Source organism: Tepidibacillus decaturensis (assembly GCF_001561915.1).
GTDB lineage: Bacteria > Bacillota > Bacilli > Tepidibacillales > Tepidibacillaceae > Tepidibacillus_B > Tepidibacillus_B infernus.
This window is the reverse complement of the sequence record NZ_LSKU01000001.1, coordinates 2,722,435-2,741,974: the sequence shown is the minus strand read 5'-3', so window position 1 is coordinate 2,741,974 and position 19,540 is coordinate 2,722,435. Positions and strand designations below refer to the sequence as shown.

Genomic DNA, 19,540 nt, shown 5'->3' with positions numbered 1-19,540 from the left:
CATTGATTTTCCTTATTTTTTGTTATTATCGCTCATTATATCATTTTCTTTCCCAAAATATACATAATTCCATTCATCGTGTCAATAGTTGAAATTGGGATAAAATCGACTTCTCTTTTAACAAATCTTCCGGGAAAAAAATTTTATGTTCTGTTTTCCTTTTCCCTGTGATGACGGCAATAATATCTGATTTTGTCGAAATCTCAATGGTCTCTCCTTGTCGATTTAAAAGATATATTGGCGACATTTCTTTTTTATCGCCAGGTCGATAAATGTCATATGATAAGTCAGATGGTGAATCAAGTTCTAAATAGTAGGTAGGATCAATGTTATTTTTATGAAAAAATTCAAGGATAGCTTCTAGTTTAGATTGATCATTAGGGTTAAAATCTATGTATTGAAATAATCTTCGATGTAAAAACCGTTCTGTCAAGTCCGCTAGAATCTGATCCTTTTCTTGACTCCAAAAATAAAACAGAGTAAAAAACATAGGTTCATCTAGAATAAGATAATCATCAACATGAAGCTGTCCTTGGAATAATCGTACGATGGGAGGAAAGAGAGTTGAAAAGGTATATCCCTCTTCAAAAAGGTTTTTTGCCCTAAGGAAAATTTTTCTTAGTAGAATTTCCCCGCTTCTCGTTACCGGATGAAAATAAACTTGCCAGTACATCTGATATCTAGACATCAAATAATCTTCAACACTATGCATTCCGCTTTCTTTTACTACAAGTCTTCCTTGATATGGCCTAAGTACCCTTAAGATTCTCTCCAAATCATAAAACCCGTAATTAACTCCTGTATAATAGGCATCCCTTAATAAATAATCCATTCGATCCGCATCCAATTGACTCGAGATTAAATCCATCACAATAGGTTTCTCGTATTTTTTGTTAATGACATCAACTACACGAGAGGGAAATGTTGAATCAATTTGGCGAAGAAAAGAATTAATTTCAGTTTCACCTAAAATTAAACTTTTGGACCATTCCTCATGATTCGTGTTTAATACCTTTTCTATTGAATGGGAAAAAGGACCGTGGCCTACATCATGGAGTAGTGCCGCTACTAAAGAAATAAGTCTCTCCTCTTTTGGCCACTCTATATATTGGTTTCGTTCAAAACGAGAAATAATTTTCCGAGTGATTTCGTAGACACCTAACGAATGCGAAAACCGGCTATGTTCAGCTCCATGAAAAGTAAAGTAAGTAGTCCCTAGTTGGCGAATCCGACGTAATCTTTGAAATTCCTTTGTATCAATTAAATTCCATATTAAACGATCTTGAACATAGATGTACTGGTGGACTGGATCTTTAAATACTTTTTCTTCATCCATCCTCAAATCCATCACCTCTTTATTCATGATTAAGAAAATAACAAAAAATTTTACAAAAAATGCAAAAATGTATTGACTGTTTTGGCAATCCTTGGTATTCTATGTTTATAGAAATTTTGTCGAAATATGACGATATTATCCTTAATTTAAAAAATTGATAAAGGAGGGTAACAAAATGTTAAAATCTACAGGTATTGTCCGCAAGGTAGACGAGTTAGGTCGTGTAGTTATTCCAATTGAATTACGTAGAACATTAGGAATTAGTGAAAAGGACGCTTTAGAAATCTACGTAGATGGCGAACGCATTATTCTAAAAAAATACGAACCAGCTTGCATCTTCTGTGGAAATGCAGAGAATGTATTCCATTTTAAAAACAAAATTGTATGTAGTGAATGCTTAAGCGAAATGCCAAACGCACAAAATTAAATGAAGGCGAAAACAAAAGCTTCGACCATAAAAGAAGCTTTTGTTTTTTTTAGCTCATGTTTTATAGTTTATGGTATTGTTGGTATACTTCCCTCTTGTTAAGATTACGATCTTTTGCGGTTAATTTGATCGCCTCCTTTGGTTGTTTATCTTGTTTTATGTAATGTTCCACATGCTCAAGAATGGATAAGGATTGCCACCATTGATTAGTTTCCCTCTCTATTTCCTCTCCACTAGAACCTTGAATAATAAGGGTCAATTCTCCTTTTGGAGGATGTTCTTCTAAATATTGCATCACTTCGGAAACAGTTCCTCTTATAAATTCTTCGTGCTTTTTTGTTAATTCTCGAATAAGTACTAGATTTCGATCACCTAAACCCGCAAGAATCATTTTTAAGGTCTTCTCAATTCGGTGTGGTGCTTCATAGATAATCAAAGTTTCCTGGTAAGATTTTATTTGTTCAAGCTGCTGGGATAAAACCTTTTTTTCTTTAGATAGGAAACCTAAAAAAACAAATCGCTGCGTAGGTAACCCAGAGGCGATTAGCCCCGTTAATGCTGCATTAGCCCCTGGAATCGGGATCACCGGTATCCCTCTTTCTACACTAGATCTAACTAACTCATAGCCTGGATCTGAAATAGCTGGCATACCTGCATCACTAACTAAAGCAATATTTCTTCCCTTTTCCAATAATTGAAGAAGTTCAGCACCACTGGATTCCTTATTATGTTCATGATAACTATATAGCTTTTTTTGAATCTGAAAGTGATTTAATAGTTTTATCGTTTGCCTTGTATCTTCTGCAGCGATTAAGTCTACCTCGGATAAGATCTGAATAGCACGATAGGTCATATCTTGCAGATTACCTATCGGTGTTCCTACTAAATAGAGACATCCCTTTTGAGGTTCAACCTTATAGCTTTTCTGGATATTCATTGATTAACCCTTCTTTAATTAACATTTCTTTTTGCTTTCGATTTAATTTTTTTATTTCTAATTCGCGTTTTAAACCCCAAGATTTACTATCTCCTTTTTCATAGTATATCAAACGCACAGGAAGCCGACTCCTTGTATATTTTGATGCTTTTCCTTCTTGATGCTTCGCTAATCTCCGTTTAATGTCAGTCGTATAGCCAGTATAAAAACTATGATCGCCGCACTGAAGAATATAAACATAATGATCCTTTTTCACATTCATTTCCCATCACCGAAATAAATCTGCTGAATTTCTTTTTCATATTTTCCATCTTCAGCATAAACAATCAGTGGTGGTAAAATGTGCAATTCTTTTCCCCCGAACTTTGTTGCTTCAACTAATACCATATTAGCCTCTTTCTGCAAAGAAGGGTGAACAAATCGTATCCTTTTTGGTTCTAATTTTTCTTCTCGCAATGTTGTGATAATATCTCCTAATCTTGATGGTCGATGAACCATCGCAAGCCTTCCCCCTGTTTTTAATAACTGAGCACTTGTATTTATCACTGCTTTTAAATTCGTAGTAATTTCATGACGTGCGATCGCAAAATGTTCATTTATATTATGATCCTGTCCATTTATAGGCATATAAGGAGGATTGACTGTTACTAAATCAAAGGTTTCTTTTCCAAAATACCTAGGAGCTTCTTTTAAATCTCCATGGTGTATTCTTATCTGTCCCTCTAAATGATTGATTTGCACGCTCCTATTGGCCATATCGACTAACTTTTCTTGAATTTCCACTCCATATATCTCTGTTTTGGTTTTTGTAGACATCAATAAAGGAATAACACCTGTCCCAGTGCAAAGATCAATGATCTTCCCTTTCTTTGGGATCGTTGCAAAATGAGCTAATAGGACTGCATCCATTGAGAAAGCAAATATATCTTTACTTTGGATAATCTTTAAATCATTATTTAACAAATCATCTAGCCTTTCCATTTCCTTCACCTACAAAAAAGACTCTCTAATGATGAGAGTCGTTAAGATTTACTTAAAAATGATAAGCAAAAGAGGCAATCTCCTTCAGTTCTCAGGCTTCCATAATGAAGGTTACAGACATGAAACCCCTCATGATATAAACGAGCTAAATTGTCATATCCCTCGCCAATCCTAGTCTTTTCTTTCACAGTCTTTTCTGATGGATCAGATGATGGATATTTTTCCTCCAGCCTCTGACGTAATTGCTCATTCTCGATGTGTAAATGATGATTTTCTTCTAAAAGGGTGACAATTTTTTGTTTTAAAAGTCCCAATTCTTGGTATAATTCCCCGACTTTTTCTTCAATCTCAGCTACCTGTGAAAAAATCTCTTTTTTTTCCACAATATCAACCCCAAATAATTTAAAATTCAAATTCCCCCACTACAACATCGTCTAAAGCCATTACTTCTACATTCTGTGTTGCACTAATCTCTACTTGTACTTTGCGTTCTAAAATATTAAGCCCAACTACTCGACCTAGCCCTAGCGGGGTCATTACTTCACTTCCTATATCAGGAAGTTCTTCTTTGCCACTCTCATAGTTATCATTCTCATACTTAAGACAACACATCAATCGGCCACATAATCCAGATATTTTAGTCGGATTTAATGATAGGTTTTGATCCTTGGCCATTTTTATAGATACTGGTTCAAAGTCTCCCAAAAAAGATGAGCAACAGAGAATTCGACCACATGGACCAATTCCCCCTAGCATTTTAGCCTCATCCCTAACTCCAATTTGTCTTAACTCAATTCGGGTTCTGAAAACAGCGGCTAAATCTTTGACCAATTCTCGGAAATCTATTCTTCCGTCAGCTGTAAAATAAAAAATGATTTTATTCCGATCAAATGTATATTCTACATCGACTAATTTCATCTCTAGTTCATGTTTTACAATTTTATCATAACAGACTTGAAAAGCCTCTTTGGCATCTATTTTATTTTGCTCTACTTGTAGTGCGTCCTCGGTATTAGCAATTCGCATCACTTTCTTAAGGGGTAGAACAACATCCTCGTCTCCAACGGTTTTTCTTCCTATTACAACCTGACCATATTCAATTCCCCGCGCAGTTTCTACAATCACAAACTGGTCTTTTTCTACTGACAAATCCTCAGGATCAAAGTAATAGATTTTTCCCGCCTTTTTAAATCGAACACCTACTACAGAATACAAAAATAAATCCCTCCTATAAAGACAAGACCATCTTTTCTAAAGCAAGTTGCGGGTTTACATGTGAAGACAGAGTTCTTTTTGTTGCTAAGATCAATTCAATGTGCTCTATGATTTGATCTTCTGAACCATGTAATGCCTGCATCCTAAGCTGGTCATAATAATCTCTGTATATAATTAAATCCTTGCGTTTAAGTCTTATATTTAGGATATCGCGATACCATAGTATTAGTAAATCAAGAAATTGTGGTAAATGTTCTTTTATATAGTCACTTTGCATGATTTTGTCATTGATTGATAGTAATACTTGATATTTCCTAGAAGTCATATCCTCGCTCCATTGTATCACTAGATTTCTCATTTGCGCAAACTCTTCTGTGCTTAAAAGAGTTCTTACCTCATCTAAATTTTGAGTAAGGTGGGTAGAAAGTATGATTTCACTTTTTCTAAATCCCTCTTGCTCTAGAATTTTGACAATGCTATTTGGATCAAGTTGTGCAAACTGAACGATCTGGCATCTTGAACGAATCGTTGATAGCAGTTGGTGGATATTTTCCGTTATGAGTATCGCTACTGTTGGTGAATTAGGTTCTTCTAAGAATTTCAATAAACGATTCGCAGCCTGAGGTGTCATTTGTTCTGCTTGTTCGATCATGTAAACTTTAACTTTTGATTCCATTGATTTATAATGATATTCTTTTTGTAATTGACGAATTTGCTCTATTTTGATTGATTGGCCTTCTGGACTAATCCTTACAACATCAGGATGATTATCATGTTCGATACGAATACAATTTGAACAATGGCCGCAAGCATCTGAAGAATTAACTGTACAATTCAATGCTTTGGCAAATTCTATGGCCATCTTTTTTTTCCCTACACCTTTTATCCCTGTAAAAATATAAGCATGAGAAACTCGTTGTTTTTTAATACTATTGCTTAGTAATTCAGCAATCCTGTTTTGACCTAATACATCATACAAGGACATTTCCTTCATCCTAACTTTTTAATCTTTCACCTTAATAATACAAGTTAATTAATAATCCTTTAATATCACCAATTTTATCTAAGATATCAATTTGTTTTTCCTCTTTATCTAATGCCATTTTGGTAAGTTCTAATAATTTTTTGTCGATCTCTCTAATGATTTTATATCTTCTACTTCTCCCGTGGTAATCATAACTTAATTGTTCATCTAAATGAATAGCTGAATGTATGATTTCATCCATAAACCGTTTAATTAATTGTTTGTATGCTTTTATATCTTTTAAATTTCTTGATAAGGCAATCTTTTTCCCTGTTTCATCAATTTCCGCTAGCAACTTGGTTAACATTTCTTTAGAATATTGCTTATTTTGTGAGTGCATCAAATCAGAAAAACTCTGTTGCATGGCTTGCGCATCTACATTTAGACGGTTACTTGCTCTATAGGTGGTCGATTTTTGTATCCCCTTATCGATTTTCATAGACTTTTCCCTTTAAAACTGATGGAATGTTTCAATTGGTAAGACGAATACTGTAGCTCCACCTACTTGCACTTCTACAGGATAAGGTACATAGGAATCAGCATTCCCTCCTAATGGAGATACCGGAGAAACCAATTGTTCCCTTGATTTACAATTTTCTTTGATAATTTTTAATACATGATCAACCTTTTCATTTTCTACACCGATAAAAAAAGTTGTATTACCTGCCTTTAAAAACCCTCCTGTACTGGCTAATTTGGTCGCTCTAAAATTTTCTTTTACTAACGCATTAGATAATCGGTGGCTATCCTTATCCTGCACAATCGCAATAACCAATTTCATTTCTATTCCTCCTTCTTTTTAAGTATTTTTATAAAATCTTCTTTAATCACCTGAAATATTCCTTCTTTTGCTTGATCTGCTTCTACTTTTAATATACGTTTTGGATCTTCATCTGCCAATGTTAAAAACCCATGATAGACACGCCTATGATATTCAAGTTGCTTCTGTTCAATTCGATCTAAGCCATTTCCAAATTCCCCTACTCCTCTGTTCATTAACCTACTTTTTGAAACCTCTGGTTTAATATCTAAAAGATAAGTCCGGTCAGGCCACAAATGTGAGGTAGCAAAAAGATTGATAAGTTGAACGGTTTGACGCTCAATTCCTAAGCCATATGCTTGATATGCAATACTAGCATCGATATACCGATCACATAGAACGATCTTCCCCTCGTTCAAAGCTGGAATGATCTTTTCTTGTACTAATTGCGCTCTTGACGCAGCATACAGTAATACTTCTGTCTGATCTTTTAATTCTTTATGTTCAGGATGAAGAATAATATGTCTAATCTGATCACTGATAAAAGTCCCACCAGGCTCTCTCGTTGTCACCACATCATAACCCTTACTTATTAGATAATCAGCTAAAAGATGAAGTTGGGTCGTTTTTCCTGCTCCATCAGGACCTTCAAAGCTTACGAAAATACCTTTCAAATTGGTTTCCTCCAAATCATTTTCCTTCTAATACTTTGATATTTTTCAATTGATGGTCTAAAACACCTTGAAATTTTGCCCCTTGATTTTTTAATGCAATCAGGTAATTTATCATTTCTTGAGTCATTTCTTCACCTAATTGTACCACTGGAATTCCAGGAGGGTAAGGGATAACCATTTCCGCAGCAATTTTCCCAGCAGCTTGTTCTAAAGGTACAGTGGTAGATCTACCATATAATATTTGTTCTAAAGAAACCTTACTTTCATTAAACTTATTTTTGGGATAATCAGTGAAAGTCTTTGTAAAATCCTTCTCGTTGCTTTTTTTGGATAATAATGGGAGTTGTTGTTCAATCTCTTTTAATACGATCAATAAACGTTTTAAATCATCTATTGTTGTTCCATAACTAGTAATTAACAATGTATTGAATAAGTCAGATAGTTCTGGATAAATCCCCTTTTCCTCTAGCAATTCTTGAATAACAAAGCCTGATATATTCCCTATTATGCCATGGATAATCAATTTCAATGGATCCTGATAGTAGTAACTAGCGATTCGATGATGTAACCTAATAGATTGAAAGGAATGAGTCTGTTCTAAAAACCAATCTAATCCTTGTAAAATTTCTTTCCATAATGTTTCTCCATGTTCTTCTATCCCTTGTCTTGCCAAATCTAAAGAGGCCATAATTGGATAAGATGGACTAGAACTTTGAACCATGGAAAGGAAAAATTTTAAACGGTCAATCTCTATCAATGTCCCTTTAACATGGAGCATAGAACCCATTGTCATCGCAGACAACATCTTATGTGTCGATTGTACAACAACATCTGCCCCCATTTGTATAGCAGACTTGGGGAAATCAGGATGAAAACCAAAATGTGCCCCATGAGCTTCATCAACTAAAACAGGTATCTGATAAAGATGAGCTAGATTAATAATTTCTGTCAAATCAATACCAATCCCATAATAATTTGGATTCATTAAAAAGATCGCTTTTGCATCTGAATGGTTCTTAAGAACTTCTTTCAAAGTATGAAGTGAGATGCTTCCTGGTATACCTAATGAGGGAATCATTTCGCTGTCAATATAAACAGGTACTGCTCTTGCTAATATCATTCCATGAATAACAGATTTATGAACATTTCTTTGAACAATGATTTTGTCCCCCGGCTGGCAAGTCGCAAGGATCATGGCTAGATTTCCAGCTGTACTTCCGTTGACGAGAAAAAACGTTTGATCTGCTTTAAATAATGAGGCTGCTTTTTTCTCTGCTTCTAAAATGACCCCATTAGGTTGGTGCAGATCGTCTAACCCTGAAATTTCAGTCATATCGATTTTTAACAGGTCTTGGAAAACTTTTTTCCCAAAAGAAGGAAATCCTTGTCCCGTTTTATGACCTGGTACATGAAAAGATACCGGATTACTCTGATAGTGAGATAACAACTTTTCAAATAATGGAGCCTTTACTTTGCTCATATTAACTCCTTTGATATCAATGTGAATATCTATTCTTGTCATTATTTTATCATAAAAAAGGCAGAAACTGATTACCAAGTCTCCGCCTATCACCCATTATTTATCCAGACTTTTTTCATTTGTTGGATAAAAAAGGGATATTTCTCATCACTTACATCTGTATGAACAATCTCTTCTTCACAATGACTACAAATAAATCCACTATGAATCTTAATTCCTTTCTTTTTTCTTCGCCCACACATGATACATATATAAGTACTTGTTTTAACTTTTGTATCCAATAGTGCATGCCTCCTCTACTCTCTTTTGCACAATTATTTCCATGAAATCTTAGATTATACATATTTCACCCTTCCTTTTGAAATATACGTCCATTTTAACGCCTTCATTTCATCGATCTCGAAAAGGTTCAAAGGGTCAATGATTATTTTTTTAGAAACATAGTTTCCCAAACGTTGCAATGAAATGGTGGAGATTACATTTAAGCTACTTAAAAATAAGATCAAATCTGTTTGTTGAGCAGCTTGATAAAGGTCACTGATGTATTCAATTTTAGGAGATACAATTCTCTTATGAATTTTATGAGAGATGGGAGTAAAGACCATAATCTGCTGAAAAGGCAAGTGAGTTAACCTAACTAATATATCCTCATTGTATCCATATACAGTAACCCTATTGATAGAATGTACTCTTTTTAATTCTACAATTTGTTGAATAGGCCACATGAAATCCTCTTTTATCTTTTTATATATTAAACGTACAAACAAGTTTGGTTTTTTTTCTATTCTTTGTAATAAGATTAAAGTTTGGATCAACTTTTTTGTCTGTTCTTCATGATAAGGTGGAAAGTAATCATATTCAGGGATCATTTTTAAACCTTTTTTAAGTACTTCAACATCTACCTTTTGCTCTACGGCTATCTGCTCTAAATCTAAGATAAACGCTTTTCTGAATGCATAATAAAAATCTAAAGCAATAGAAATAAGCTCCGTCTCCTTGCAACTTGTAAACAAAAAGGGGATGTTTAATTTAGCTATTTCCCTTCTAAATTTTCTCGTCATCGAACCATTGGATTTTCCCCCTAATAGGAAAAAATTGAGTTGTTTCTGATTGCTTTGGAAAAAAAAGAGAGCATTGGCAATACAGCCACTTCAATTTTTTTCCCCTTCCTCTGTAACCAATGATAAATATGGTTTGCCATCCCAATCTCTATAGGAGAACTTAAAATAAGCAAACCATTTGTATGATGATCACTCCATTTCTTTATATAGGAAAGAAGCTGTTGTTTCTCCGTTAGATGTAGCATTAAAATGGAAGATTCTTTTAAAAAAAGTGTAAGGAGTTCTTGATTGACTATTTCTGTATTTTGATACTTCATATTAAACAGGTTGATTTGCAAATGAGATAAAATATCATTCTTTAGCATTTCATCTAAATTGATATGGTCTTCATCTTTAACTAATATACCTATCGATAGCTTTTCCTTACCGTTTTTCATGTTTGCGATCGGCACTTTGACTTGATTCATGGTGAAACTTCTTTTCTCCTTTCTATGATGTCAAGAAAATATTGTATCGTGTCTTTAAAAAAAATGAGTGAACGAACCACTCAATTTAAGATAAAATATAAAAAAGAGTAAAAAGGATAAGGAGATTGTTAATGGACGATCGAATTGTTTTCAATTATCAGCTCCTCTTTCGTTTTCGTAGAAAACCCATATGGTTAACCTTATACTTAACCATGTTATTTGAAGGATTACTGACAACAATTCTGATGGTAACCTACATCGCATGGGCAGAGATGTTTCTTTTGCTGATGATCTACTATCTTCTCTACCTTTTTTGGGGTATATGGTATCTACATTTTTTTAAAAAAGGGATCAAATTAAGGTTCCCTTATCTTCCTTGGTTTGGCTTAACCCCTGCTAAGATGTTAACGTTACATGAATACTATCAATTTGAATTAAGTTATCTTTTTATAGGTTGCTTTTCTTCCATATGGTTTATTCTTTGGTTTCCTAGTTTTTCTATATTATTTTCAATTATTTTTGTATTATCCTTATTTATATTTCGCTTATTTCTTTTCATTAAAGTAACTCTACTTAAAAATAGTAATATCCTTATCAAGTATGAGCCTTTTGGGATCTCCGTATATAAAACAGATAGAATACAATAAAGCCGAATGAAAGGAATTATCCCATAATGAACAAGAAAAAATTGAATCAGAAATAAAAGAAGTAAGAGCAGCGCGGAGCTAACCAAAGGGTTAGCTCCTTAAGTTTGTTTATCAGAGGATGATAAGCCATTTGATGATTGCCAAAGCTAATACGCCTGGTATTCCTAACACCCCACTTATGACCGCCGTGATTGGATTTAATGGGATTTGAAAAGCTATAAGTTGTCCGATTAAATTAAAAAGAAAGATTAATAAAGCGCCAATCGCAACCCGAATAAGGGCAAACCATCCCCATTTGAGTAATCTTAACAAAGTTTGTCCAAAAAATACGACAATCGTAAGGCCAACAATTAGGATTAAAAACCACCAACCTAAACCTAAGCCAACCATATTTGACCCCTCCTCTGCTTCCCTTTTTCTAACCTATAAACCATTTTCACTCATCCACTGTTTATATTTGTTTAAAAGGTACATATATCTTCTTTCGGCTGCTTTGATATAAAATGCTGAAAAATCAATTGCATCTGGATGTTCTGCGTATTCAAATTGCATGAGTGCTCGTTTCCATTCATCTTTTGCTTCTTGTATTTCATCCAACAGTTCCTTGTTTTTTTAGCTATGTCCATATCGGCCCCTCCTTCTCCTATTACATATATAGATGAGAAAGAGGATGAATATGCTATTGAATTAAATAGATAAATGTAGAAATGCTATTCATTAAAATATGAAACATAATAGGAGGCCATAAACTATTAAAATAAACTTTTAGCCAACTTAATACCATCCCAATCACAAATAAAGGTGCTAATAATGAAAGATCAACATGAATGAGAGCAAACAATAATGCGGTTAGGATCATCCCAACCCATTTTCCCAGCTTTCGATGAATAATGGTTTGTATAAGACCTCTGAACATAATTTCTTCTGCAATCGGCACCAATAAACCAATCATTAAAATTTCAAAAATAGAACCTAACCAACCATTTTGACTAGCGCCTAAAATTTCTTGAGAAATTTGGTCTTCCCGCCATGATACCAATTCCAAATCAAATAGTTTAGCTATCGGTTCTGTAACTAAAAGATCAATAAATAATCCAATCGAAAGATAGATAACAATAATAAAAATAAGTGCCTTAAACCAAGAAAAGCCTGTTTGCAACCCAATCCCTTGTCTTTTATGAAATACAGTCAAAAGAAATGCGAATAACATAAATATATGGGCAATAAAAGGCTCAAATAATAAATATATTTGATTTTCTAACATGTAGCTCGGTATAAAAAATGAAACGAAATAAAAGATACCCAGAAGGGATTGCGACCAACCAATAAACCTTAAAAAATCCCTACCTCTATAGATTCTGCTTCCCATGAACTGGGATTGTATACGGAGAGAGGTAGGAATAAAGAAAAATGAAGGTAAAATAGTTAATATCAGAGACAACAATAATAGGATATGATGAAATGATTGGTAATATTGCTCTGCTAAAATCTCTATACGCCAGTTATCATCATTAGTTGGGATAAACTCTAAAGTGGAATATTGCAAAATAATCCCTAAAATAAAACCCAAAAGCAATAAAATGGCCATAAAGTTTTCTATTTTGTCTAATTTTCCTTTACGATGGTCAATCATAGGATTTATAGATAATTCTGTCACTCGCTCACCTCCTGATTATTTTACATACAAAAGAAAAGACAGGAAAAACCTGCCTTTTTATATTTTAATTTTGACTTAAAAGATTCACAATTCTCTTCTTCCCTCAAGCGCCTTTGTTAAGGTAACCTCATCTGCATATTCCAGATCGCCACCTACAGGTAATCCATGGGCAATTCGAGTAACTTTTAAACCAAATGGTTTAACTAGCTTAGATAGATACATTGCTGTTGCCTCCCCTTCTATGTTAGGGTTAGTAGCCAAAATTAATTCTTTTACTTGTTCATCCCCTAATCGAACCAATAATTCTTTTACTTTTAATTCTTCAGGCCCAATGCCTTCCATTGGAGAAATAACCCCATTGAGAACATGGTACATTCCATTGAATTCTCTCGTCCTCTCCATCGCGATAACATCTTTAGGATCTTGAACAACGCAAATGACAGACCGATCTCTTGTTTTATCTTGGCAGATATGACAAGGGTCTACATCCGTAATATTCTGGCAAACAGAACAATAATGTAAGTCTTTTTTAACATGTACTAAAGCTTTTGCTAAATCTAATACATCTTGTTCTTGCATGGTTATCGCATAAAATGCTAAACGTTGTGCTGTCTTTGGGCCTATACCTGGAAGCTTTGAAAATCCATCAATCAATTTTGCTATAGGCTCTGGATAGTAATATTGCATAAGTACTCCTTTTTCCTAGAAAATTCCTGGAATATTTAAACCGCTGGTATATTTCCCTAAATCCTGTGCGATTAATTGATCAGCTTGCTTTAATGCATCATTAACCGCAGTCATCACCAAATCTTGAAGCATTTCGATATCATCAGGGTCAACTACCTCTTGTTTGATTTCAATACTAACAATCTCTTTGTGACCATTAGCCACAACTGTCACCATTCCTCCACCAGCACTGGATTGTACCGTTTTATTTTTCAATTCCTCTTGCGCTTTCTCCATTTGTTGTTGCATTTTTTTAACTTGTTTCATCATTTGATTCATATTTTTCATTTCTTTCGTCCTCCTAATCTTTGATTACAATTAAATCCTCTCCAAAAAGCTCAATCGCTTTCTTTACGATTTCATCATCTTCGTCAGAATCTCCCTGTTCTTCCTGTAGGGATTGAGTACCTTCATCTTGGTTTTCTTCCAGGAAACGTTGCCAATCTTTTTGCATGATATTATAAATATGAAAAGGCTGACCGAAAACATCTAGAATAATCTGCTCAATTAATTGACGATGTGAAGGCTTATCTGTTGTATCGCGATGCATCATGTTTTTAAAAGAAATAACAATAGTGTCAGAAGAGATCGCAACTGGCTCCCCATCTACGAGCCAAGCATGCACCGTAATTTTCCTCTGTTTTACAGTCTGTAGGATTTTGGGCCACACTTGTAATAGCTTTTGATATCGTTCTTCTGAAAAAGAAGATTTCCATTGCAATAGACGTTTAACAACTTGCCCATTTGTTGGATGATGCTGCGAAGGTGTTATAGGTCTATGATCAACCTTTACTGTTTCAATAGCCTCTGCTTGGTGAATATGCTCTAGCTTACTTTCTAATTCTTTTATTTTGCTTTTTAATTCATCTAGTTCTTTACTATTTAACTGTCCATCTTGGTTTTGATGAGAGGTAGATACCTTAACTAAAGCTAGTTCTAAAATGATTTGTGATTGATTCGTCCATTTCATTTCATTTAAATATTGATTTAGCGTTTCAATCGTTTGGAATAACTGTTCATTGCTATAACTGTTTGCCACTTGGGGAAATTGATCATCAATCAATGGCTTTTCTTTGATTTGTTCAAGTGATGGTGCTGATTTATAGAGTAATAAGTCACGATAATAAAATAATAAATCTTCAAGTAATTTTTCTGGATCTTTTCCCTCTTGTAGTAATTGAGAAACTTGTTGTAATACATTTGTAGTTTCCCTTTTAAGAATACTTGTGGCTAACCGTGAAAATTCCTGATATGAAACTCTGCCAGTTACCCTTAACACATCTTCAACTGTAATTTCATCCCCACTAAATGCTAAAACCTGATCAAGAAGACTTAAAGCATCACGCATTCCACCCTCAGATTGCAAGGCTATCAATGATAAGGCTTCTTTTGTAATCTGATATCCCTTTTCGTCAGAAATATAACTTAGTCTTGTAACCATCGCCTCGACAGAAACTCTTCTATAATCGAATCGTTGACATCTTGAAATGATGGTTAGAGGCAATTTATGGGGTTCAGTTGTTGCCAAAATAAAGATAACGTGGCTAGGGGGCTCCTCCAATGTTTTTAATAAAGCATTAAATGCTTCTGTAGTTAACATATGAACTTCATCAATAATATAAACCTTGTACCTTGCCTCAGTAGGTGCAAACTTTACTTTTTCCCGAAGGTCTCTGATTTCCTCAACACCACGGTTAGAAGCAGCATCGATCTCCACTACATCCATATTAAAGCCCTTTGTGATACCTATACATGTTTTACATTGATTACAAGGTTCTTCTCTAGGCCCTAATTCACAGTTTACTGCCTTAGCAAAAATTTTTGCTGTACTTGTCTTTCCCGTTCCTCTTGGGCCACTAAAAAGGTAAGCATGGGAAAATCGGTTTTCTCTTAGTGCATTTTGAAGGGTTTGGGTTATATGTTCTTGACCTATAACGTCTTCAAATGTTTGAGGACGCCAAGCACGATATAACGCTAAATAGGCCATCTTCTACACCTCAATTTTTTATTATCTCATTCATTATACAAGTAAATATCGATCTTTTCAAAAGAAAAACCCTCGCTTTAAGCAAGGGAAATACTTTTAATGAAAAGGAAGGGAAATTTGGAAGGTTGTACCGAACCCTTTTGTTGAGACACGAATAGATCCACCTAGATCATGTATGATTTTTTGGCAAATAGAGAGACCTAATCCCGTACCTGTAGGCTTCGTTGTAAAAAATGGCTCAAATATTTTATCTGCTATATAATTGGGAATTCCTGGACCGTTATCATGAATCGCAATCTCAACCCTTTTATTTTCCTCATCTATTTTTGTAGAAATATTCAATATTCCTCCCTCTGACATTGCCTCGATTCCATTTTTAGAGACGTTTAGAAAGACTTGTTTTAATAATTCAGAATCCGCAATAACCAGAGGTAAGGATTCCGTTAAATCATAGTTTACTTCAATACCATGTAATAAACCCTCATTTTGAATAATAGGATAAAGTTGTTTTAATACTGTATTGATATCAAGCGCTTGATAAATCACATCTTTAGGCTTACTTAATAATAGGATTTCATTTACCAATTTATTGATTCGTTCAATCTCTGATAACATGATATCAGTATATTCTATTTCATTATTAAGCTGATTTTTTACCAAAACCGTTTTTAATATTTGTAAAAAACCTTTGATGGACGTTAGGGGATTTCTTATTTCATGCGCAGTTCCGGCAGCGATTTGTCCGATTGTTGCCAACCGGTCACTTTGCCTAACCTGTTGTTCCAAAGACCTTAAATTAGTAACATCTTTAAAAATAACATAGGCTCCGACAATATGCCCCGTTTCATCCCTAATAATATTTGAATCGACTAAAAGGTCAAACTTTTGCTGGTTACTTGACCAAGCGATTGCCTGATTTTTTACAGTAATTCCATTTAATAATGTACGTTGTACAATTCGATGTTCATCAGGAACATCAAAAAATACCTCGTCAATCGATTTATTGACCACTTCATTCTTTGAAACATTTAATAACTTACAAGCTAAAGAACTAATCTCTACGATATGAAAAGATTGGTCAATCACAATAAGGCCAATATTAATATCTGATACAAAGTTTTCTGCAAAACGGGATACTAAGCTGGGATATCTTTCTTTGTGAATATCCAAAAAGGCGATTGCATACATTTTTGTTCCCTGCTTGTTTTCCCAAACCAAAACTTTACTATAACATGGTTTTCCATTGACATCCTTCCATGATAATCTTAAAGAATTTTCAGATCGGAACTTAGAAAGCTTCTTAATGAATTCCTCTGCTGTTCCTTCAAAATAAAGAAGTTTAGAAAAGGGTTGATTTAGAAGTTCTTCTTCACTATAGTAAGTAGCATGAAGTAAAATTGGGTTGATCGCCTTAATTAATCCATTTCCATCAATAATTAAATAGCCAATTGGAGATTCGTGTATATATTGGAGGAAATTCTCCCCATTCATATGTAATTTGAAATTTACATCCTTCATTCAATCCCCCTTTTTATTTACTAATTCGACCTCACCTATTTAAAATCCTTCTTTTTCCAAAGTGATACTTTTCTGATATAAGGGGACAAAAAAAACACCTATCAAAAGGTGTAAATGATTGATTATATAGTAAAGCCGTGCACCTATTATTGAACATCCCATCCAAGCGAACTCATGTAGTTAGCTCAAGCTAGGCAACCCCACAACACACGAAAAATTCCACTTACCGCTGCTTCCTTCCGGACCTGACGGGGTTCATGGGTTTCCGTTGCGTAGGACCCAACTGTCAACACCACTTGCATAAGTCAGACCTTACATGGAGATGCCCGCTAATAGGAATTCAACCCCGCTATAGCGGATTGCGGGTTACAGGGCACCGCTACCTCCCCATCTAGCACGACAAACTTGTTATTAAAATTTAGTGACCTTTAAAAGGTGCATATTTTATTATAACGATTCCTTCTGCTTTATTCAAGTGGAAATCAATGACTTAGGAGACAAATAAAACCTCTCATTAATTGGAGGTTTCGGTTATCATATGTAACTATGGCGGAGAGGGTGGGATTTGAACCCACGGTACGGCTAATACCGTACAACGGTTTTCGAGACCGTCACCTTAAGCCACTCGGACACCTCTCCACTAACTTTGATATTTTAGCATCTTCATAAATTAATTTCAATAGGTAGAACAATTTACCATTTCCCAAAAAATTGTGCAATTAGAATCCCTATACCTAAAATCCACACGTAAATAGAGAAAACCTTTAAAGAACCTTTTTGAATAACCCTCAACATCCACTTTATGGCATAATAACCGGACAAAGCAGCTGATAAAGTTGCAACTATAAGGGGAATCACCCCAATTGCATGGAGAGACTCTATCTCTTTACCACTGAATAATTTTAAACCTTGTAACACCACAGCACCTAAAATAGCAGGAATAGAAATTAAAAAGGAAAACCGAGCTGCTGTTTCTTTTTCGATACCACGGTATAAAGCTCCAGCAATGGTTAATCCTGACCTTGAAATCGCTGGTAAAATCGCTGCACCTTGCAAGGTCCCGATAATAAGGGCATCTTTATATTGGATATGGTCTATCTTCTTATGTCCTCTTTTCTTCGCAGTCTCAGCAAGCCATAAAATAAAACCAGTAAATAAAAATTCCCAGCCAACTGTAACCCCAGTTTTTGAAATTTCCTCAAAAAAATCTTCAAAGGTTAAGCCTATGATTGCGGTTGGAATCGTCCCTACTATAATTAAAAGTGCTAATTTACTAAATGGTTTTCTTAGTAATTGAATGATATCATCCCAAAAAACAATAAAAACGGCAACTAATGTTCCAAAATGTAACATTGTATCTAAAAATAAACCTGCTTCAGATAAGCCAAACAAATTCCTTGCCAGTAACAAATGGCCTGTAGAACTAACAGGTAAAAACTCTGTTAATCCCTGAATAATCCCAAGTATGATCGCCCTAATAAGCTCCTCCATAATTCCCCTCCAAGCCAACAAATAATACTTTTTCATCATACCTTATCTTATATATAAGGGACAAGAGGTTATGATTTAGAATCTTCTTTTCCTTTTCTTAAGTTTTTGAAAAAGATTTTTAAAAGATGGGCAGATTCTTCTTCTAAAACACCTGATTCAATAGAAACTTGATGATTAAATCGTTCATCATTTAACAAATTTAATAGTGATCCAGCTGCCCCTGCTTTAAGATCCTTTGCTCCATAAACGACTCGATCAACCCTAGACTGAATCAATGCACCTGCACACATCTGACAAGGTTCTAGCGTTACATATAAGGTACAACCATGTAAACGCCAACCGCCAAGTCTTTTACTTGCTTCTCTTATCGCAATGATTTCTGCATGAGCAGTAGGATCTTTTAACGTTTCCCTTAAATTATGTCCCTTCGCAATGATTGTGCCATCTTTAACAATCACCGCTCCTATTGGAACTTCTCCCAAGACTTCAGCCTTTTTTGCTTCAAGTAAAGCTTCTTTCATATATCCAATATCAGAATCAAGCATAGAATAAACACCTAACTTTCTATATGTGGCTAACCAAAATATTTTATAATCGTGTACACTTTGCCAAAAATTCGTCAATATCTTTTGAACACTTTGTGAACTAATGAACAAAATTGTTGTATTCTTTTTCGTTTCGTTTTATTCTTAGATCAAGAAGAAAATTATTCTTCTAAAAGCTAACTTGCTTAGCTTGCCTTAACTAAGGCCGCCTTACCTTCACATATACTTACTCCATCCTTTTGGGAGAAAGCTCCTAGACCAGCTTTTTCCCAATTTTTTTGTTTCTAAACTCTATTCACTCCATATTGTAAATCTTTTTTAAAAAATAAAAATCCTGTTACTTTTTATACCAAAACGCCGAATTTTTTCGGCGTTTTTTTTAAAAGATAAGAAAGGGAGAGAGTATAACTTTCTTCCAATTGTCATTTAGGGGTTTGAATATTCCATAAGTTAAGACCTTCAGAAATGCTCTTCTCTCCTTAAACTTTATTCATAGAAGGGCACGGATGACGGAGTGTGATGGAATATACAAAACCTTTTCTTAATTGATTGGGAAATAATTTTTAATTTTTGGAAATACTTAATATATTATTTTACTCATATGCAT

General features: G+C 34.5%; 24 protein-coding genes, 1 tRNA gene, 1 other RNA gene and 1 other annotated feature (1 of these 27 cut by a window edge). Of the genes, 1 reads left to right on the top strand and 25 read right to left on the bottom strand.

Going from position 1 to position 19,540, the window contains the following annotated elements:
• Positions 1-12 (bottom strand) — a binding site (T-box leader); it reaches 180 nt to the left of the window's first position.
• A gap of 61 nt (positions 13-73) precedes the next feature.
• Positions 74-1,348 carry an HD domain-containing protein gene (locus U473_RS12860; RefSeq protein ID WP_082732543.1) on the bottom strand — a complete coding sequence of 425 codons (1,275 nt, stop codon included), beginning with the start codon at positions 1,346-1,348 and terminating at the stop codon, positions 74-76.
• A gap of 163 nt (positions 1,349-1,511) precedes the next feature.
• Here U473_RS12860 and U473_RS12855 point away from each other — a divergent pair, with 163 nt between their 5' ends.
• Positions 1,512-1,763 (top strand): AbrB/MazE/SpoVT family DNA-binding domain-containing protein, encoded by a 252-nt coding sequence (locus U473_RS12855; protein WP_068727028.1) that lies wholly within the window; start codon positions 1,512-1,514, stop codon positions 1,761-1,763.
• Positions 1,764-1,824: 61 nt separating this feature from the next.
• Here U473_RS12855 and rsmI read toward each other — a convergent pair whose 3' ends face one another.
• From rsmI to tadA, 24 genes are all read right to left on the bottom strand, one after another.
• Positions 1,825-2,700, bottom strand: coding sequence for a 16S rRNA (cytidine(1402)-2'-O)-methyltransferase (gene rsmI / locus U473_RS12850; protein ID WP_068727026.1), 876 nt, complete (start codon positions 2,698-2,700; stop codon positions 1,825-1,827).
• Positions 2,678-2,962 (bottom strand): GIY-YIG nuclease family protein, encoded by a 285-nt coding sequence (locus U473_RS12845; protein WP_068727024.1) that lies wholly within the window; start codon positions 2,960-2,962, stop codon positions 2,678-2,680. Before U473_RS12845 ends, rsmI begins: the two co-directional genes overlap by 23 nt.
• Positions 2,959-3,681, bottom strand: a complete 723-nt coding sequence (locus U473_RS12840) for a tRNA1(Val) (adenine(37)-N6)-methyltransferase (RefSeq protein ID WP_068727022.1) — start codon at positions 3,679-3,681, stop codon at positions 2,959-2,961. The genes U473_RS12845 and U473_RS12840 overlap by 4 nt, the downstream gene beginning before the upstream one ends.
• 41 nt (positions 3,682-3,722) lie before the next feature.
• Positions 3,723-4,064, bottom strand: coding sequence for a DNA replication initiation control protein YabA (yabA, locus tag U473_RS12835; RefSeq protein ID WP_068727704.1), 342 nt, complete (start codon positions 4,062-4,064; stop codon positions 3,723-3,725).
• A 19-nt stretch (positions 4,065-4,083) separates the two neighbouring features.
• Complete coding sequence (locus U473_RS12830) at positions 4,084-4,896, bottom strand: PSP1 domain-containing protein (RefSeq protein ID WP_068727019.1); 813 nt, start codon at positions 4,894-4,896, stop codon at positions 4,084-4,086.
• 13 nt (positions 4,897-4,909) lie between these two features.
• Positions 4,910-5,881 carry a DNA polymerase III subunit delta' gene (holB, locus tag U473_RS12825; protein ID WP_068727017.1) on the bottom strand — a complete coding sequence of 324 codons (972 nt, stop codon included), beginning with the start codon at positions 5,879-5,881 and terminating at the stop codon, positions 4,910-4,912.
• Between the two features lie 31 nt (positions 5,882-5,912).
• Positions 5,913-6,359: a YaaR family protein gene (locus U473_RS12820; protein ID WP_068727015.1), complete on the bottom strand. Its 447-nt coding sequence runs from the start codon at positions 6,357-6,359 to the stop codon at positions 5,913-5,915.
• 12 nt (positions 6,360-6,371) lie between these two features.
• Positions 6,372-6,701 (bottom strand): cyclic-di-AMP receptor, encoded by a 330-nt coding sequence (locus U473_RS12815; protein ID WP_068727013.1) that lies wholly within the window; start codon positions 6,699-6,701, stop codon positions 6,372-6,374.
• A gap of 2 nt (positions 6,702-6,703) precedes the next feature.
• A complete protein-coding gene (gene tmk / locus U473_RS12810; protein ID WP_068727702.1) occupies positions 6,704-7,354 on the bottom strand; it encodes a dTMP kinase in 651 nt (216 codons plus the stop codon).
• A gap of 16 nt (positions 7,355-7,370) precedes the next feature.
• Entirely contained in the window at positions 7,371-8,834 is a 1,464-nt protein-coding gene (locus U473_RS12805; protein WP_068727010.1) for an aminotransferase class I/II-fold pyridoxal phosphate-dependent enzyme, read from the bottom strand.
• A gap of 89 nt (positions 8,835-8,923) precedes the next feature.
• Positions 8,924-9,115, bottom strand: a complete 192-nt coding sequence (locus U473_RS12800) for a sigma factor G inhibitor Gin (RefSeq protein WP_308789529.1) — start codon at positions 9,113-9,115, stop codon at positions 8,924-8,926.
• A 54-nt stretch (positions 9,116-9,169) separates the two neighbouring features.
• A complete protein-coding gene (locus U473_RS12795) occupies positions 9,170-9,895 on the bottom strand; it encodes a hypothetical protein (RefSeq protein ID WP_068727007.1) in 726 nt (241 codons plus the stop codon).
• 20 nt (positions 9,896-9,915) lie between these two features.
• Positions 9,916-10,362, bottom strand: coding sequence for a hypothetical protein (locus U473_RS12790; RefSeq protein ID WP_068727005.1), 447 nt, complete (start codon positions 10,360-10,362; stop codon positions 9,916-9,918).
• A 758-nt stretch (positions 10,363-11,120) separates the two neighbouring features.
• Positions 11,121-11,399, bottom strand: coding sequence for a pro-sigmaK processing inhibitor BofA family protein (locus U473_RS12780; protein ID WP_068727000.1), 279 nt, complete (start codon positions 11,397-11,399; stop codon positions 11,121-11,123).
• Between the two features lie 33 nt (positions 11,400-11,432).
• Positions 11,433-11,606, bottom strand: coding sequence for a DUF2508 family protein (locus U473_RS14400; protein WP_161937337.1), 174 nt, complete (start codon positions 11,604-11,606; stop codon positions 11,433-11,435).
• 82 nt (positions 11,607-11,688) lie between these two features.
• Complete coding sequence (locus U473_RS12775) at positions 11,689-12,666, bottom strand: CPBP family intramembrane glutamic endopeptidase (RefSeq protein WP_068726998.1); 978 nt, start codon at positions 12,664-12,666, stop codon at positions 11,689-11,691.
• Between the two features lie 84 nt (positions 12,667-12,750).
• A complete protein-coding gene (gene recR, locus U473_RS12770; RefSeq protein WP_068726996.1) occupies positions 12,751-13,353 on the bottom strand; it encodes a recombination mediator RecR in 603 nt (200 codons plus the stop codon).
• 15 nt (positions 13,354-13,368) lie between these two features.
• Complete coding sequence (locus U473_RS12765; RefSeq protein WP_068726994.1) at positions 13,369-13,680, bottom strand: YbaB/EbfC family nucleoid-associated protein; 312 nt, start codon at positions 13,678-13,680, stop codon at positions 13,369-13,371.
• 13 nt (positions 13,681-13,693) lie between these two features.
• Positions 13,694-15,379 carry a DNA polymerase III subunit gamma/tau gene (dnaX, locus tag U473_RS12760; protein WP_068726991.1) on the bottom strand — a complete coding sequence of 562 codons (1,686 nt, stop codon included), beginning with the start codon at positions 15,377-15,379 and terminating at the stop codon, positions 13,694-13,696.
• Between the two features lie 96 nt (positions 15,380-15,475).
• Positions 15,476-16,897 (bottom strand): ATP-binding protein, encoded by a 1,422-nt coding sequence (locus tag U473_RS12755; protein WP_082732539.1) that lies wholly within the window; start codon positions 16,895-16,897, stop codon positions 15,476-15,478.
• A 135-nt stretch (positions 16,898-17,032) separates the two neighbouring features.
• An RNA gene (ffs, locus tag U473_RS12750) (signal recognition particle sRNA large type) lies at positions 17,033-17,297 on the bottom strand.
• Between the two features lie 147 nt (positions 17,298-17,444).
• A tRNA-Ser gene (locus U473_RS12745) sits at positions 17,445-17,536 on the bottom strand.
• Positions 17,537-17,590: 54 nt separating this feature from the next.
• Positions 17,591-18,388, bottom strand: a complete 798-nt coding sequence (locus tag U473_RS12740; RefSeq protein ID WP_068726989.1) for an undecaprenyl-diphosphate phosphatase — start codon at positions 18,386-18,388, stop codon at positions 17,591-17,593.
• Between the two features lie 68 nt (positions 18,389-18,456).
• Entirely contained in the window at positions 18,457-18,933 is a 477-nt protein-coding gene (gene tadA, locus U473_RS12735) for a tRNA adenosine(34) deaminase TadA (RefSeq protein WP_068726987.1), read from the bottom strand.
• Positions 18,934-19,540: the final 607 nt, after the last annotated feature.

What these genes read in the sequence shown, in the direction of transcription:
- U473_RS12860 (WP_082732543.1), bottom strand. Translation starts at nt 1,348, where the DNA reads ATGGATTTGAGGATGGATGAAGAAAAAGTATTTAAAGATCCAGTCCAC.
- U473_RS12855 (WP_068727028.1), top strand. Translation starts at nt 1,512, where the DNA reads ATGTTAAAATCTACAGGTATTGTCCGCAAGGTAGACGAGTTAGGTCGT.
- rsmI (WP_068727026.1), bottom strand. Translation starts at nt 2,700, where the DNA reads ATGAATATCCAGAAAAGCTATAAGGTTGAACCTCAAAAGGGATGTCTC.
- U473_RS12845 (WP_068727024.1), bottom strand. Translation starts at nt 2,962, where the DNA reads ATGAATGTGAAAAAGGATCATTATGTTTATATTCTTCAGTGCGGCGAT.
- U473_RS12840 (WP_068727022.1), bottom strand. Translation starts at nt 3,681, where the DNA reads ATGGAAAGGCTAGATGATTTGTTAAATAATGATTTAAAGATTATCCAA.
- holB (WP_068727017.1), bottom strand. Translation starts at nt 5,881, where the DNA reads ATGTCCTTGTATGATGTATTAGGTCAAAACAGGATTGCTGAATTACTA.
- U473_RS12820 (WP_068727015.1), bottom strand. Translation starts at nt 6,359, where the DNA reads ATGAAAATCGATAAGGGGATACAAAAATCGACCACCTATAGAGCAAGT.
- U473_RS12815 (WP_068727013.1), bottom strand. Translation starts at nt 6,701, where the DNA reads ATGAAATTGGTTATTGCGATTGTGCAGGATAAGGATAGCCACCGATTA.
- U473_RS12805 (WP_068727010.1), bottom strand. Translation starts at nt 8,834, where the DNA reads ATGAGCAAAGTAAAGGCTCCATTATTTGAAAAGTTGTTATCTCACTAT.
- U473_RS12795 (WP_068727007.1), bottom strand. Translation starts at nt 9,895, where the DNA reads ATGACGAGAAAATTTAGAAGGGAAATAGCTAAATTAAACATCCCCTTT.
- U473_RS12790 (WP_068727005.1), bottom strand. Translation starts at nt 10,362, where the DNA reads ATGAATCAAGTCAAAGTGCCGATCGCAAACATGAAAAACGGTAAGGAA.
- U473_RS12780 (WP_068727000.1), bottom strand. Translation starts at nt 11,399, where the DNA reads ATGGTTGGCTTAGGTTTAGGTTGGTGGTTTTTAATCCTAATTGTTGGC.
- recR (WP_068726996.1), bottom strand. Translation starts at nt 13,353, where the DNA reads ATGCAATATTACTATCCAGAGCCTATAGCAAAATTGATTGATGGATTT.
- U473_RS12765 (WP_068726994.1), bottom strand. Translation starts at nt 13,680, where the DNA reads ATGAAAAATATGAATCAAATGATGAAACAAGTTAAAAAAATGCAACAA.
- dnaX (WP_068726991.1), bottom strand. Translation starts at nt 15,379, where the DNA reads ATGGCCTATTTAGCGTTATATCGTGCTTGGCGTCCTCAAACATTTGAA.
- U473_RS12755 (WP_082732539.1), bottom strand. Translation starts at nt 16,897, where the DNA reads ATGAAGGATGTAAATTTCAAATTACATATGAATGGGGAGAATTTCCTC.
- U473_RS12740 (WP_068726989.1), bottom strand. Translation starts at nt 18,388, where the DNA reads ATGGAGGAGCTTATTAGGGCGATCATACTTGGGATTATTCAGGGATTA.
- tadA (WP_068726987.1), bottom strand. Translation starts at nt 18,933, where the DNA reads ATGCTTGATTCTGATATTGGATATATGAAAGAAGCTTTACTTGAAGCA.